This is a genomic window from Finegoldia dalianensis, from assembly GCF_046255015.1.
GTDB classification, from domain to species: Bacteria; Bacillota; Clostridia; order Tissierellales; family Peptoniphilaceae; genus Finegoldia; species Finegoldia magna.
This window is the reverse complement of the sequence record NZ_JBDLBQ010000001.1, coordinates 216,574-232,636: the sequence shown is the minus strand read 5'-3', so window position 1 is coordinate 232,636 and position 16,063 is coordinate 216,574. Positions and strand designations below refer to the sequence as shown.

Sequence of the window (16,063 nt, the reverse complement as noted above, 5' to 3'; positions counted from 1 at the left end):
AAGTTTGGCTTATTTTTATAGGAGGAGTTATGAAAGGAATCTATATTCACATACCTTTTTGTGCTTATAAGTGTAATTATTGTGATTTTTCAACAATGACGAAACAATACCAAAGAGTTGATGAATACTTTGATTTATTACAAAAAGAAATAAATATGTACAAAAATCCTAATGACAGAATAGATACCATTTATATAGGAGGAGGAACACCGAATCTTGTGGATTCTAAATATATTGAAAAAACGTATAACGTAATAGATAGCTGTTTTAACTTACAATTAAAGGAATTTACTATTGAATGTAATCCGGAGTTCGTCACAAAAGAAAAAATAGAAAACTATAAAAAAGTTGGTATAGATAGAATATCATTGGGAGTTCAATCATTTAATGATCAGTACAACAAATTTTTAGGAAGACAGCATACAGTATCGGATGTTTTTAAGTCATTTGAAATAATTAAAGGTTACATTGATAATATTTCAATTGATTTAATATTTGGATTTCCAAATCAAACCTTAGAGTCTCTAGATAATGATCTTTATTATATTAGGAAACTTAATCCAAACCATGTTTCTTGGTATAACATGATATTAGAACCTGGAACAAAATTTTACAAAAACTATAAAGACATAAATAGAAATGATGATATAGAATACGAAATGTATATGAAGATTTGTAATGGTTTAGAAAATTATAAACACTACGAAATTTCTAATTTTGCAAAAGATAATTTTGAATCCATTCACAACAAGATTTATTGGAAAGACGAGCAGTATTATGGATTTGGTTTATCTTCATCTGGATATTTAAATCAACTGAGATATACAAATGAGTTTTTCTACCCCGATTACAAAAACAAAATATTACAAAATGAAAAGCCTATTAGTTTTTCTGAGAAAATTGATTTAGAAAAAAGAGAGTTTGAATTCATAATAACCAATATGAGATTAAAAGATGGATTAGATTTAAAAGAATACTTTCAAAAATTTGGCATAAATTTATATACGAATAACAAAAAATTAATCGATAACTGGATTAATAAAGGATTGTTAACTTTAAACAACAACCATATAAGCTTTACAAATCAAGGCTTTTTCGTGTCAAATAGTTTTTTCGTAGATATTTTAGTATAACACTTGACACAGTATAAATCGTAGTGTATAATTTTATTATCACTCAAGGTAATAGGTTGCTAACAAAAAGAGGTGAGGTCTTGAATGAAAATTTAACACAAAGAAAATTTAATATCTTACTCGCTACTATAGACAATTATATAAAGACTGCTCAGCCAATAGGGTCTCGAGTTTTATCAAAGAATTATAATATAGGTTTCAGTCCAGCAACTATCAGAAATGAAATGAGCGACTTAGGTGATTTGGGATATTTAGTTCAATCTCATATTTCATCAGGAAGAATTCCGTCGCAAAAAGCTTTCAGATTGTATGTGGATTATATTCTAGACAAACTTTATAAAACTGATGATTCTAGCTCTTCGTTAATGTCTATAAGAAAACCCTATGAAAGAATTGTTGAACCTGAGAAATTAATTAAATCTTCTTCTCAATTCATTTCTGAGATAACTCAGTATCCAGTTATTTCTATGTTAAAAAAATCAGATAGGATGCATTTATCTCACATAGAGTTACTTCCAATTAGCGAATATAATTATGTTTTATTAACGTTATATGATTCTGGTGATTTAAATCATACTGTGATTTCATCAGAACAAGTCATAGAACCAAATGAATTAATTAAGATTAATTTTCTATTGAAGAAACTTTTTTTAGGAAAAAATCTAAATGAAGTTTATGATAATTTAGACGAATTTTCTTCAAAATATAAATATAATGATCTTTTTAAAGGTGCAATTACCGATATTATTGAAAATGAAAGAGATAAGTTATCTTCAATGTATGTATCCGTTGAAGGTTTATCAAATATTTTCAAGTATAGTGAATACAGCGACTTAGACAAAGTCAAAAGCATAATAGAATACCTTGAAGACAAAGATAAAATAGTGAATATTCTTAATTCTTCAGATAATTTCTTGGACATTAAAGTGGGAGATGAAAATAACGAACAATCACTTGTTGAAAACACAATCATCAAGAGTTCTTATTTCTTCAACAAAAATAACATAGGTGTTATAGCTATTGTTGCTCCTATGAGAATGAATTATGAACTTTCAATAGAAGCTATGTTTAAATTATCTAGAAGAATTAATGGATTAATTATTAGGGGGGATTATTATGAAAGATAATGAAGAAAATTTAAAACAAAGTCAATCTTCTGAAGAGTTAAAAAACGAAGATCAAAACTTGGAAAAAGAAGATTTAAATAAAAACGAAAATGAGTCAATAAAAGAAGAAGTTGATAATGATAAAGATGAAATTGTAAATACTGAAATAGAGGATTTAAAAGACTCTTTAAAAAGATTACAAGCGGATTTTATCAATTATAAGAATAGAACAAATAGAGAAAGACAACAGTCTATTGAATTAGCCAACGAGTCTTTGATTTTGAAAATTCTACCTATAATAGATGATTTAGATAGAGCTATTGATAGTAAAGAAGAAAAAGATGAGTTCTCTAGTGGTGTTGAATTAATTAGAGACAACCTTCTATTATCACTAAAAGATTTTGGCTTGCAAGAAGTAGATTGTTCAGACAAATTTGATCCAAACTATCATCATGCAGTTATTACTGAAGATAGTGATAATGGTTCAGATATGATATTAGAAGTATTCCAAAAAGGATACATTTTAAATAATAAATGCATCAGACCTGCAATGGTCAAAGTTAGTAAATAAGAATTTTAAATATAGATAAAAATCTAAAAGGAGGATTTTATAATGAGTAAAGTAATAGGTATTGATTTAGGTACAACAAATTCAGCAGTAGCAGTTATGGAAGGTGGAGAATCTGTTATAGTTCCTAACTCTGAAGGTAATAGAACTACTCCATCAATTGTAGCATTTACTAAAGATGGTGAAAGATTAGTTGGTGAAACAGCAAAAAGACAAGCAATTACAAATCCAGACAGAACAATCACATCAATTAAAAGAGAAATGGGTACTGAATACAAAGTAAACATTGATGGTAAAGATTATTCTCCAGAAGAAATTTCAGCAATGATTTTGCAAAAATTAAAAGCTGACACTGAAAGTTATTTAGGAGAAGAAGTTACAGAAGCAGTAATTACTGTTCCAGCTTACTTTACAGACTCTCAAAGACAAGCAACTAAAAACGCTGGTAAGATTGCTGGTTTAAACGTAAAAAGAATAATCAACGAACCAACAGCGGCTGCATTGGCTTATGGTATTGATAAAGAAACTGATCAACACAAAGTTATGGTTTATGACTTAGGTGGTGGTACATTCGACGTTTCAATCCTTGAAGTTGGAGATGGCGTATTCGAAGTATTAGCTACACGTGGTAACAACAGACTAGGTGGAGATGATTTTGATGAAAAATTATTAAACTATCTTGCAGATGAATTCATGAAACAAAATAGTGTGGATTTGAGAAAAGATGCTACTTCTAAACAAAGACTTAAAGATGCAGCAGAAAACGCTAAGAAAGAACTATCTACAAGAGTTTCTACTAATGTTAACTTACCATTTATTTCTGCAGTAAATGGAACTCCAGTTCATTTAAATATGGATATTACAAGATCAAAATTTGATGAATTAACATCAGACTTGGTTGAAGAATCTTTAAAACCAGTAAGACAAGCACTAGAAGATGCTGGATTAAGTCACAACGATATTGAAAAAGTTTTATTAGTTGGTGGTTCTACAAGAATTCCAGCTGTTCAAGAAGCTGTTAAAAAATTAATAGGAAAAAATCCACAAAAAGATATTAACCCAGATGAATGTGTTGCTATTGGTGCAGCATTACAAGGTGGAGTATTAACTGGTGAAGTAAAAGATTTATTGTTACTTGATGTAACACCTTTATCATTAGGTATCGAAACTTTAGGTGGAGTATGTACAAAATTAATCGAAAGAAACACTACAATCCCAACTAAAAAATCTCAAGTATTTACAACAGCAGCTGACGGTCAAACATCCGTGGAAATCAAAGTGCTACAAGGCGAAAGAGAAATGGCAGCTGACAATACTTTGTTAGGACAATTCAACTTAACTGAAATTCCAGCAGCCCCAAGAGGAGTACCTCAAATTGAAGTAACATTTGATATTGATGCGAATGGTATTGTAAACGTAAGTGCTAAAGATTTAGGATCTGGAAAACAACAAGCTATGACAATTACTTCTTCAACTAAAATGAGCGATGAAGAAATCAAGAGAAAAGTTGACGAAGCAAGTAAGTATGCTGAAGAAGATAAAAACAAAAAAGAAACTATTGAAACAAAGAATAACGCTGAATCTGTAATTTACCAAGTTGAAAAGACAATCAAAGACTTAGGCGACAAAGTTTCAGAATCCGAAAAATCTGATATCAATTCAAAGGTAGAAGCTTTAAAATCAATCCTAGACTCAGGAGATAACAACGATATTAAAGCTAAGACAGATGAATTAACTCAAGAAATGTACAAATTAAGTTCTAAACTATATGAAAACACAGCTCAACAACCAGGAGCTTCACAAGAATCTAAAAAAGATGATGATGTTGTAGATGCTGATTATGAAGTTGTTGATGACGACGAAAATAAATAATAGCTAAAAAATCTTAAAAAAGGGGTAAAATTCTTACCCCTTGATTTTTTTGTATCTTTTAGTAAAATAGATAAGTCAGTAGATTAGGATGGTGAATAATGAAAAATTTGTACGAAATACTTGAGATTAATGAAAACGCAACTCAAGAAGAAATAAAAAAATCATATAGAAAATTAGCGAAAAAATATCATCCAGATATAAACAGTGGTGATCCTGGAGCTGAAAATAAATTTAAAGAAATTAACGGAGCATATGAGGTTTTAGGTGATAAAGAAAAAAGAAAAAAATACGATATGTACGGAGATAGAATATTTGATCAAGGATCAGGTGGAGGATTTTCAGATATCGGTGATATATTTGGTGATTTTTTCGGTGATATATTTGGTGGTTTTAGTTCTAGATCATATTCTAGAAATCCAAATGCCCCTAGAAAAGGTTCTAATATTCAAGTTGAACTGGAAATAGATTTTGAAGATTCAATTAACGGTATTAAAAAAGAAATTTCTTATAAGAAAAAGGTAAAATGTCATGTTTGTAATGGCGATGGAGCAAAGCCAGGAACAAAAAAGAGAAAATGCGATAAATGTAATGGTACTGGTATCATAAACGATACTAAAAGAACACCTTTTGGAATTTTTACACAACAATCAGAATGTGATAAATGTCATGGGGAAGGCTATGTAATCGATGAAAAATGTGAAAATTGTAAAGGTAAAGGATACGAAGTTCAAAGAAAAACAATAAACATTACTATACCTAAAGGAATAAACAATGGAGCTATCATGAGTGTAAAGGGCGAAGGTAATGATGGCGAAAACAATGGTAGTCCAGGCGACTTATATGTTATCATAAAGATTAGAGAACATGAATTTTTCAGAAGAATTAATAATGATATTGTTTTTGATATGCCTATCACATATGCTCAGGCTGTACTTGGTTCAAAAATTGAAGTTCCAACTTTAGATGGCATAGAAGAATTTGAACTTCCAGAAGGAACTCAACCAAATACAACATTTAAACTTAAATCAAAGGGAGTTCCATATTTAAATTCTAATACAAGAGGAGACATATTATTTACTGTTAAGATCATTGTTCCTAAAAAAATAAATAAAGCTCAAAAAGAAAAATTGATTGAATTTTCAGAAAGTATGAATCAAGAATTAAATGTAAATGAAAAGAAATCAATATTTGATAAAATAAAGGATATGTTTGAATAATGGAAAAATGGCTAAGCTTTGATATTAAATGTCCAAAAGGATATGACGAAATCATAAGTTCTATACTATACGATTTAGGAATAGAAAATTTACAAATAGATGATTATCAAGATGTTTTAGATTTTAAGAAAGATCAACCTTACTGGGTGGTAATAGACGACGAAGATTTTACACCACATGATAATGTAATCATTAAAGCTTTTTACGAAGATGATAAAGTAAATTATGAAGAAATTGAAGCAAAAATTAATGAATTCTCTATCAATAACAAGATAGATGTTCAAATTAGTAAGAACAAAGAAATTGATGATATGGACTGGGCTAATGAATGGAAAAAGTATTACGAACCATTTTATATTGGTAATATTCTTATAAAACCTAGCTGGATTGAAATAGATGAAACAGATCTCACCGTGTTAGAAATTAATCCAGGAATGGCATTTGGTACAGGACTCCACGAAACAACAAACTTATGTATTGAACAACTTCAACAGCTGCAGCTTGATAATAAGAGTGTTTTAGACATTGGTTGTGGATCAGGAATACTATCTGTAGCTTCTTCAAAATTAGGTGCTAAAGAAGTTTTTGCTACAGATATTGACCCATTAGCTGTAGAAGCAACATTAGATAATGCAGAACTGAATAAAATATCTAATATCAAAGCTGTAGAAGGCTCTCTACTAGATAAAGTTGATAAAAAATACGATGTAGTAATAGCTAATATTTTATTGAACGTATTAGACATTTTAATTCCAGATTTGCCAAAAGCGTTAGAAAAAGATGGCATTTTCATATGCTCAGGATTGATCAATTCTCAAAGAGATAACATTGTAAATATTTTAGAAAAAAACAACCTTGAAATTGTAGAAATATCTGAAAAAGGTGAATGGATAAGCGTAATAAGTAGGTTCAAAAATGTATAGAACTTTTCGAAATCCCAAAGATAAGATAGATGATAAAATTATAATAAAAGATGAAGATTATAATCACATCAAAAATTCTTTAAGACTTTCTAAAGGTGATTTGATTCATCAAGTAATTGGAGATACAACTTTTGTAACTAAAATTGAAGATATTACTCCCGATGAAATAATTTGTAAAATAATAGATGAAGATGACGTTCAATATGAATCTCCTTTGAACATTACTTTATATCAATGTATCCTTAAATCAGATAAAAATGAGTATATCATTCAAAAAGCCACTGAATTGGGTGTAAATAAAATTGTATTTGTAGAAACTGAAAGAACTGTTGTCAAATTAGATGAAAAAAAGTGGATTAAAAAACAGAATAGATTTGAAAAAATCGCACTAGAATCATCGAAACAGTCAAAGAGAACATCTATCCCTGAAATAGAAGGACTACTTAATATCAATGAAATATCAAATCAAGATAATAGTTTAAGTTTAGTATTCTATGAAAATGAAACAGAAAGCATTCAATCTTTGTTGACTAATTCAAATTATAAAGATATAAATATTTTCATTGGCCCAGAAGGCGGCTTATCTGAAGAAAATTTAAATGTTTTAAAGTCAAAAGGATTTAAATCAGTTTCATTGGGAAACAGAATTTTACGCGCAGATACAGCTCCAATTTGTGCTTTGAGTATTATTCAATATGAATTAGGAGATATAAAATAATGAAAAAAGTAAAATTTTCAACATTAGGTTGTAAAGTTAATCAATACGAAACAGAAGCTATGGCTGAATTATTTGTGAAAAATGGTTATGAGATTACAGAAGATTATAATTGCGATGTTTTTGTGCTTAATACATGTACCGTTACAAATTTGTCCGATAGAAAAAGTCGACAACAAATATCTAAGATTAGATCCGAGAACAGTAATGCAGTTATTGCTGTTGTAGGTTGTTACTCTCAAGTTAGTCCTGATGAAATAGAAAACATTCAAGGTGTAAATGTAATTCTCGGAACAAAATACCGAAAAGAAATCGTAGAACTATGTGAACTAGCAAAATCATCTAATAAAACTATAAACAAGGTCGAAAATATAGGTAAGAATAGAGAATTTGAAGAATTAACTATAAATACAGAGCATTCTATGACAAGAGCTTATATTAAAATTCAAGAAGGTTGTAGTCAATTTTGTTCGTACTGTATAATTCCTTACGCGAGAGGACCTATACGTTCTAGAAATATTAGAGATATTGTTTTAGAAGCAAAAAGATTAGCAGATAATGGTTTCAAAGAAATTGTACTGACAGGTATCCATGTAGCTTCATACGGAAAAGACTTAGAAAATGAAGATATTGGTTTAATTGATGTAATAGAAGATATCGGACAAATTGATAAAATAAAGAGAATAAGATTGAGTTCATTAGAACCAAGAATTGTCGACAAGCAATTTTTAGATAGATTAAGTAAAGTAGAACAATTTTGTGATCATTTTCATTTATCTTTGCAAAGCGGTTCTGATTCAATACTTCAATCTATGAATAGAAAATACGATACAGATTTATATGAAAAAACTATCAATTTAATAAGAGAATATTACCCAAATGCTGCAATTACTACAGATATAATAGTTGGTTTTCCTGGAGAAACTGATGAAGACTTTGAAAAAACATTAAACTTTGTTGATAAGATTCAATTTTCAAAAATACATGTGTTTAAATATTCTAACAGAAAAGGCACCGTAGCAAGTAAAATGAAAAATCAAGTATCTGGAGTTGTAAAAAAAGAGAGAAGTAAACTACTAATAGAAAAATCAAAATACTATACAGATAAATTTTTAGATAATATGTTAAATCAACCAATAAAAGTATTGTTCGAATCGAAAAATGATGATGGCTACATTAAAGGATATACAACAAATTATATAAGAGTAAAAAGAGAATATAATCCAAATCTTTCAAATAAAATAATAGACGTCATATGTAATAGAAGAGAAAATGAAGAACTTGTGTGTGAATAATTGAAAATTTAAATATTTTTTGGTATAATATCACCGGAGGCGAGTCATGGACTGTGTATTTTGTAAAATAGTTAATGGAGAAATACCTTCTAAAAAAATATATGAGGATGATTTGGTATACGCTTTTCACGACATCAATCCTGTTACTCCAGTACATTTTTTAGTTATACCTAAAGAACATATTTCTGGTGCTAATGATATTGATGAATCAAATTCACAAATAGTTGCTCATATATTTGAAGTAATTGCAAAACTAGCAAAAGAGTTCGATATTGATAAGTCTGGCTATAGAATAGTAAATAACTGTGGAGAAGATGGTGGACAAACAGTACATCACATGCATTTTCACGTGTTAGGTAAGAAAAAACTTAGCTGGCCATAAAAATATTGTTATTTTATTAGAATTGTGTTATACTATTTTGGTATAAATTCTGCTCTTTTGTGAGCATTCTTGCAATAAAGAGGGGAGGGAAACCATGTCAGAAATTAAAGTAGGAGAAAACGAATCATTAGATAATGCTATAAAAAGATTTAAAAGACAATGTGCTAGATCTGGAGTTTTATCTGAATATAGAAAAAGAGAACATTATGAAAAGCCTAGCGTAAAGAAAAAGAAAAAATCTGAAGCAGCTAAAAGAAAAAAAAGAAATTTCTAATGAAATTGATATTTAATGAAAGATTCCTTATAGGAATCTTTTTTTATTGCTTTTTTTAGTGTATAATTGTGTTATAAAGATATTTAGGAGGTGTTATCGTTTTCTATGGATATATTTTCTAATCATATTTTAAGTATGATTTTTTTAGCAGTAACATTTATTTGTATCACACTGCTTATGTTATCAAACAAGAAGATTAAATACGGTGTTCTAACTGCTGTTTTTTCTGTTCTATTTATTTTGTCTTATTATAATCACGGTGATATCAACATAGTAGGGATATTGGTATTTTTAATAGGGCTCTTATTCGTTGGATTAGAACTAATAGTTCCAGGTGGTTTTATTGCTGGAATTGTGGGTGTCTTATCAATAATTGTAGGTATAAGCATGATTATTAATAATCTGTACCTAGCGTTTTTAACAGTAGTTATTGCCATAACAATTGATGTTTTGTTTATATTAGTATTTTTAAGTAAAGATTTTGACTCAAGTAAATTCAATAAATTTGTTTTAAAGGAAACTAACTCAAAATCATTTACTCAGTCATCAAAAAAATACTTGAACAAAAAAGGAATTACTATAACACCTTTGAGGCCGAGCGGCAAAATCGAAATAGATGGCGATTATATTGACGCTATTACTAGGGGAGATTTTATTCCGAAAGGGTGCGAAGTTGTTGTTAGTGAAATAAAAGATTTTAAAATTATAGTAAGGAGAGTGTAAAATGCCATTTGAAATTCCATTTTTATTACCTATATTAATAGTTATATTGCTATTAGTATTCTTTTCGTTAGTTCCTGTAGGTTTATGGGTTACTGCTCAGTTTTCAGGAGTCCACGTTAAAATCTCACAATTAATAGGTATGAGATTACGTAGAGTTATTCCTAAAAACATTATAAATCCACTTATAAAGGCAACAAAAGCAGGATTAAATCTAACTACTAATCAACTTGAAGCGCATTATCTAGCAGGTGGTAATGTAAATACTTTAGTAAATGCATTAATCGCTGCACAAAGAGCGGATATTGAGTTAGAATTTGAGAGAGCAGCAGCTATTGATTTAGCTGGTAGAAATGTTTTAGAAGCAGTACAAGTTTCTGTTAACCCAAAAGTAATTGAAACTCCAAACATTGCAGCAGTAGCAATGAACGGTATTGAAGTCATTGTTAAAGCTAAGGTTACTGTTAGGGCCAATATTGAAAGATTAATTGGTGGTGCCGGAGAAGAAACTATAATAGCTAGAGTTGGTGAAGGCATCGTTACTACTGTAGGTTCATCAGAATCTCATACATCTGTTCTTGAAAATCCAGATTCAATCTCAAAAACTGTATTGAACAAAGGATTGGATTCAGGAACTGCATTTGAAATACTTTCTATTGATATAGCAGATGTCGATGTAGGAAGAAATATTGGAGCGAAACTACAAACAGATCAAGCAGAGGCGGACAAACGAATTGCTCAAGCAAAAGCAGAAGAAAGAAGAGCTATGGCTGTTGCAAAAGAACAAGAAATGATAGCAGAAATTCGTTCAATGAGAGCAAAAGTAGTTGAAAGTGAATCAAAGGTTCCACTAGCTATCGCTAAAGCTTTAGAATCTGGTAATTTGGGAGTCTTAGATTATTATAATATGAAAAATATTATAAGTGATACTGAGATGAGACAAGCTATCTCAGGAAATAGCGAAAAAATAAAAGAGGATGATAAGTAATGTTTTCTTTTCTATCTCTTGTAATTACGATAATAGTTGTAAAGTTTTTTGCTAATTATTTTATTCACATAAGTAGTTCGAGACGTTACCAAAAAAACTTTAACCGTAAGGATTATCGCAAGAAAAAGACATTAGAAGATTTAAGAAAAGATAAATCAAATACCAAATTATCTTATAATAAATCAAACAATTCTCAATACAATCAAAATAATATCAATAATTTTGAGCAAACAAATAAAAGAAAAGAAAATCAAAAATTAATTGATAAAGATTTTTTCGAAGAAAAAAACGACGAATTAGAATTGATTAGAGTTGAGATTAATGATGAATTTAAACATAAAGATGAATTGAAAAAAGCTATCATTATGAAAGAAATAATTGATAAGCCTTTGTCTTTAAGAAATAGAAGATAGTTTGATTATTATGATTAATTATGATACAATTAGTTTAGAATAAATTGTGGCTAAGAGTGGGGAATCCCACTCTTATTTATTTAAATAATTTACGAAAAGGAGATATATGAATAAGAAATATCTTAGGGAACTTATGAATAATGACCTCAGCCCTTTAATTGAAGATACTGGAATCGACTTTTATGATGTAGAATATTCAAATCAAAATGGAAAAAATATTTTGACTTTTTACATTGAAAAGGATGAAGGTCTAATATCAATTGATGATTGTGAGTTAATAAATAATAGAATAACTGACAAACTGGACGAAATAGATCCTATTTCAGATCCCTATTATTTAGAAATTGCATCAGTAGATATAACTACACCATTTACTAGAGATAAAGATTTCAAAAAAAATTTAGGGAATGTTGTAATAGTAAATTTATATCAAAAATTAGATAGTAAGAAAGAGTTCAAAGGTATTTTAAAAGATTTTAATGATCAAGAAATATCTTTAGAATTAGAAAAAAATCAAATTAAAATTGAAAGGAGTAATATATCATCGATTAAGCTTTCTTTATTCGATTGATAGTAATATATGAACAATGATTTTATAAAGGCTCTTGATGAATTAGAAAAATCAAAAAAAATACCAAGAGAAGTTGTTTTCGATGCTTTAGAAAAAGCATTGATTAAAAGCTATGAGAAAAATTTTGATTATCAAGACCATGAAAACGAAGAAAGTTCTGTAGAAGTTAACATAAATAGAGACAACGGTAAGGTGAATTTATATGCAATCAAAACTGTTGTTGAAAATGTTGAAGACAAAAATACTGAAATAAGTTTAGAAGAAGCTAAGACTATTAAACGTAAATACGATTTAGGTGATAAAGTGAAAATTGAAATAACACCTAAAAACTTCGGAAGAATAGCTGCTCAAACTGCTAGAAATATTGTTATTCAAAAACTAAAAGATGCAGAACGTGATAATATTTATAACGAATTTATTGACAGAGAAAAAGAAATAATCACTGGAACAGTTCAACGTGTTGAACGTGGGATTGTCTATATAGATTTGGGTAGAGTAGAAGGTATAATACCAGTTTCAGAACAAATAAAATCTGAAGAATATACTCCAAACAAAAGATTAAAACTTTTTATTAAAGAGGTTAAAAACACTACAAAAGGAGCTCAAATAATATTATCAAGGACAGATAATTCTCTAATAAAAAGATTATTTGAATTAGAAGTTCCGGAAATAAATGATGGAACTGTTGAGATTTTTAGCGTTGCAAGGGAACCTGGCTCAAGAACTAAGATCGCGGTATTCAGTAATGATGAAAATGTTGATCCAGTTGGCTCATGTGTAGGTTTCAGTGGAACCAGAGTTAAGTCTATTGTGGATGAGTTGAATGGCGAAAAACTTGATATTGTTATTTGGTCAAAAGATATTAATACTTTCATATCTAATAGTTTAAGTCCATCTGAAGTTATAGCTACATTCATTGACGAAGCTCAAAAAATATGCCGTGTAATTGTTTCAGAAGATCAATTATCTTTAGCTATCGGAAAAGAAGGACAAAACGCTAGACTTGCAGCTAAGTTAACGAACTGGAAAATAGACATCAAAGGACTTAACCAATACTTAGAATCTTATGAAGATGGTAGCTTGTCTGTTGAATTCGATGGAGAAGTAGATTTTCTAGAATCTAATGGTATTGAAGTTAGAGATGAAGATAAAGAAAAAATTTTTGATAAAATTAAATATCATGAATCAGATGATATAGAAGAAATTGAAGATATTGAGGATACTGAAGAAGATAATTCTTTAGAATCTGAAAACGCCGAAATTGCAGAAGATTCTGAAAATTAAATGTATTTAAGTTTTGGAGTATTAAATGAAAACTAAAAAAATTCCTTTAAGAAAATGTGTTGTTTGTGGTGAAAATAAACCAAAGCAAGAACTAATAAGAGTTGTTTTTAATAAAGAAGACGGAGTTTCTGTAGATTTGACAAATAAGAAAAATGGCAGAGGGGCTTATTTATGCAAGGATTTAAAATGTATAAACAAGGCAAAGAAAAACAGAAGACTAAATCAGGTTTTAAAAACAGATGTAGACGCACTTATATATGAGGAGTTAATTAACCATGTAGAAGATTAATCAAAAGGAGGTCTTTGTATGGAAAAGATAAGAGTATATGAATTGGCAAAACAATTGAATGTTTCAACAAAAGACTTAATGAACAAATTAAAAGAAAACAAAATAGAAGTTAAAAGTCACATGTCAACATTAGATAAAGACCAAATATCAAAAGTTAAATCTTTTTATGAAAAACCAAAAAAAGTTCAAAATAATCAAAAGAACAGTAATTCAAAAAAAGAAAATAGACAAGATGTAAATAAAATTTCAAAAGAAAACGTGGAAAGTAAATCGCATACTGAAGCTAATAAACAAGATGATAATTCTAAAAAAAGATTTAAACCAAAACATCCAAGAAATAATGATGATGAATCTGTATCTCATTTCGATAAGATAAAACATAAAAACAAATCTGAAATGAATGAAAAGCATGATTCTAAAGATAAGAAAAAGAATAAGAATTTTAAAAATAACAAAAATAAAAATTCTAACAAAAATAAAAATAATACAAATAACAAGAATAATAGAAATAATAAAAATAAAAAAGAAGAAGTCATCAAGAATGAGCCAAAAGAACCTAAGAAATTTATTATTCAACCTACAATTACAGTAAAAGATTTATCTGAGAAAATAAGTGTATCTATTAGTGAATTAATAATGAAACTAATGGAATTAGGTATAATGGCAAATCAAAACCAAGAAATTGATTTTGATACTGCTAGTTTAGTGGCTGGTGAATTCAATGTTATCGTTGAACAAGATGAAGTCGAAGATTTTGATGACGATGACGTGTTTAACCTAGATTTTGAAGATAAGGATGAGGATTTAAAAGAAAGACCACCTGTCATCACTGTAATGGGACACGTTGACCATGGTAAAACATCTATACTTGACAGAATTAGAAATTCTAGAGTAGCTGGTAGAGAAGCCGGAGGGATTACACAACATATTGGTGCGTATACTATTAGAGTTAACGACAAAAAAATAGTATTTTTAGATACACCAGGTCACGAAGCTTTTACAGCAATGAGAAGTAGAGGAGCACAAGTAACAGATGTTTCAATATTGGTAGTTGCTGCAGATGATGGTGTAATGCCTCAAACAGTAGAAGCTATAAATCACTCAAAAGCCGCAGGCGTTCCAATAATTGTCGCTGTTAATAAAATAGATAAAGAAAATGCTAATATAGAAAGAGTAAAAACTGAATTAGCTGAAAATGGATTGGTACCTGAAGACTGGGGTGGAGATACAGTTTTAGTTCCAGTTTCTGCTAGAACAGGTGAAGGTATTGATGAATTACTTGAAATGATTTTAATGGTCGCGGAAATGGAAGAACTAAAAGCTAATCCAAATAGACTTGCTGTAGGTACTGTAATTGAAGCTCAGTTAGACAAGGGAAGAGGTCCAACTGCTACAATTTTAGTGCAAAAAGGTACTCTAAAACATTCGGATATGGTATTTAGTGGACAAGCAAGTGGTCGTATCAGAGCTATGTTTAATGATCAAGGAAAGCAAGTTAAAAAAGCAGGTCCTTCAACACCGGTATTGATTTTAGGTTTAAACGAAGTACCTGAAGCTGGCGATATGATATACGCTGTCAAAGATGAAAAAGAAGCTAGAAATTATGCTCAAAAAATAAAAGACCATAACCGTGAAGAACAAATCAAGTCTTCTTCAAACGTGAACTTAGACGAGTTATTTGGAAAAATTTCAGACGGAGAAACTAAAGATCTTAATATTATAATAAAAACTGATGTTAAAGGTACAATTGACGCTATTAAACAATCATTAATAAAATTAAGCAATGATGAAGTAAAAGTTAATATAATTCACGGTGCTGTCGGTGGTATTACTGAATCTGATGTTAACTTAGCATCTGCATCAAGTGCTATAATCATTGGTTTTAACGTAAGACCAACTCAAGTGGCTTTGGATATGGCAAAAAATGAATCTATAGAAATAAGAACTTATAGAGTTATATATGATGCTATAGAGGATGTAAAAAATGCAATTACTGGTATGTTAAAACCACAATATCAAGAAGAAGTTTTAGGGAGAGCTACAGTTAGAGATACTTTCAAAGTTCCAGGAGTAGGTACTGTTGCCGGAGTATATGTTAATACAGGAAAAGTAACTAGAAATGCTGTGGTTCGTTTGTTGAGAGATGAAATATTAATTTTCGAAGGTCCTATTTCTTCATTGAAGAGATATAAAGACGATGTTAAAGAATTGACTCAAGGATATGAGGGCGGTATGGGCCTAGAAAATTATAATGACATTAAGCCAGGAGATGTACTGGAAGCATACGTGCTAAACGAAGTACAAAGATAGGAG

At 29.4% G+C, this 16,063-nt stretch carries 17 protein-coding genes and 1 pseudogene; all 18 read left to right on the top strand.

The annotated features are described in order from the left end of the window. Positions 1 to 29 precede the first annotated feature (29 nt). Positions 30 to 1,133, top strand: a complete 1,104-nt coding sequence (gene hemW, locus ABDJ34_RS01300) for a radical SAM family heme chaperone HemW (RefSeq protein ID WP_412701114.1) — start codon at positions 30 to 32, stop codon at positions 1,131 to 1,133. 80 nt (positions 1,134 to 1,213) lie between these two features. Next, on the top strand, positions 1,214 to 2,260 hold the full coding sequence (hrcA, locus tag ABDJ34_RS01295) for a heat-inducible transcriptional repressor HrcA (RefSeq protein ID WP_094205693.1): 1,047 nt from the start codon (positions 1,214 to 1,216) through the stop codon (positions 2,258 to 2,260). Beyond that, positions 2,250 to 2,810 (top strand): nucleotide exchange factor GrpE, encoded by a 561-nt coding sequence (locus tag ABDJ34_RS01290; RefSeq protein WP_412701113.1) that lies wholly within the window; start codon positions 2,250 to 2,252, stop codon positions 2,808 to 2,810. The genes hrcA and ABDJ34_RS01290 overlap by 11 nt, the downstream gene beginning before the upstream one ends. 42 nt (positions 2,811 to 2,852) lie before the next feature. Further along, positions 2,853 to 4,679, top strand: a complete 1,827-nt coding sequence (gene dnaK, locus ABDJ34_RS01285) for a molecular chaperone DnaK (RefSeq protein ID WP_412701112.1) — start codon at positions 2,853 to 2,855, stop codon at positions 4,677 to 4,679. 98 nt (positions 4,680 to 4,777) lie between these two features. Beyond that, the gene (gene dnaJ, locus ABDJ34_RS01280) at positions 4,778 to 5,896 is read left to right on the top strand and encodes a molecular chaperone DnaJ (protein WP_412701111.1); all 1,119 of its coding nucleotides are present in this window, start codon (positions 4,778 to 4,780) and stop codon (positions 5,894 to 5,896) included. Beyond that, positions 5,896 to 6,819 carry a 50S ribosomal protein L11 methyltransferase gene (prmA, locus tag ABDJ34_RS01275; RefSeq protein ID WP_412701110.1) on the top strand — a complete coding sequence of 308 codons (924 nt, stop codon included), beginning with the start codon at positions 5,896 to 5,898 and terminating at the stop codon, positions 6,817 to 6,819. Before dnaJ ends, prmA begins: the two co-directional genes overlap by 1 nt. Further along, positions 6,812 to 7,537 carry an RsmE family RNA methyltransferase gene (locus ABDJ34_RS01270; RefSeq protein ID WP_412701109.1) on the top strand — a complete coding sequence of 242 codons (726 nt, stop codon included), beginning with the start codon at positions 6,812 to 6,814 and terminating at the stop codon, positions 7,535 to 7,537. The genes prmA and ABDJ34_RS01270 overlap by 8 nt, the downstream gene beginning before the upstream one ends. Beyond that, positions 7,537 to 8,829: a tRNA (N(6)-L-threonylcarbamoyladenosine(37)-C(2))-methylthiotransferase MtaB gene (gene mtaB / locus ABDJ34_RS01265; RefSeq protein ID WP_412701108.1), complete on the top strand. Its 1,293-nt coding sequence runs from the start codon at positions 7,537 to 7,539 to the stop codon at positions 8,827 to 8,829. Before ABDJ34_RS01270 ends, mtaB begins: the two co-directional genes overlap by 1 nt. 46 nt (positions 8,830 to 8,875) lie before the next feature. After that, a complete protein-coding gene (locus ABDJ34_RS01260) occupies positions 8,876 to 9,211 on the top strand; it encodes a histidine triad nucleotide-binding protein (RefSeq protein ID WP_094203655.1) in 336 nt (111 codons plus the stop codon). Positions 9,212 to 9,305: 94 nt separating this feature from the next. Further along, the gene (gene rpsU / locus ABDJ34_RS01255; RefSeq protein WP_002836438.1) at positions 9,306 to 9,485 is read left to right on the top strand and encodes a 30S ribosomal protein S21; all 180 of its coding nucleotides are present in this window, start codon (positions 9,306 to 9,308) and stop codon (positions 9,483 to 9,485) included. Between the two features lie 105 nt (positions 9,486 to 9,590). After that, complete coding sequence (locus ABDJ34_RS01250; RefSeq protein ID WP_412701107.1) at positions 9,591 to 10,208, top strand: NfeD family protein; 618 nt, start codon at positions 9,591 to 9,593, stop codon at positions 10,206 to 10,208. Position 10,209: 1 nt separating this feature from the next. Next, entirely contained in the window at positions 10,210 to 11,193 is a 984-nt protein-coding gene (gene floA / locus ABDJ34_RS01245) for a flotillin-like protein FloA (RefSeq protein WP_412701106.1), read from the top strand. After that, on the top strand, positions 11,193 to 11,606 hold the full coding sequence (locus ABDJ34_RS01240) for a hypothetical protein (protein ID WP_316529322.1): 414 nt from the start codon (positions 11,193 to 11,195) through the stop codon (positions 11,604 to 11,606). Before floA ends, ABDJ34_RS01240 begins: the two co-directional genes overlap by 1 nt. Positions 11,607 to 11,712: 106 nt before the next feature. Then, entirely contained in the window at positions 11,713 to 12,177 is a 465-nt protein-coding gene (locus ABDJ34_RS01235; protein WP_002836434.1) for a ribosome maturation factor RimP, read from the top strand. Positions 12,178 to 12,186: 9 nt separating this feature from the next. Continuing rightward, the gene (gene nusA / locus ABDJ34_RS01230; RefSeq protein ID WP_412701105.1) at positions 12,187 to 13,461 is read left to right on the top strand and encodes a transcription termination factor NusA; all 1,275 of its coding nucleotides are present in this window, start codon (positions 12,187 to 12,189) and stop codon (positions 13,459 to 13,461) included. Between the two features lie 25 nt (positions 13,462 to 13,486). After that, a complete protein-coding gene (rnpM, locus tag ABDJ34_RS01225) occupies positions 13,487 to 13,750 on the top strand; it encodes an RNase P modulator RnpM (RefSeq protein WP_353317173.1) in 264 nt (87 codons plus the stop codon). 18 nt (positions 13,751 to 13,768) lie between these two features. After that, positions 13,769 to 13,897 (top strand): annotated as a pseudogene (locus ABDJ34_RS01220) (translation initiation factor IF-2 N-terminal domain-containing protein); the annotation flags it as partial. A gap of 423 nt (positions 13,898 to 14,320) precedes the next feature. Then, positions 14,321 to 16,060, top strand: coding sequence for a translation initiation factor IF-2 (gene infB / locus ABDJ34_RS01215; protein WP_394371397.1), 1,740 nt, complete (start codon positions 14,321 to 14,323; stop codon positions 16,058 to 16,060). Positions 16,061 to 16,063 lie beyond the last annotated feature (3 nt).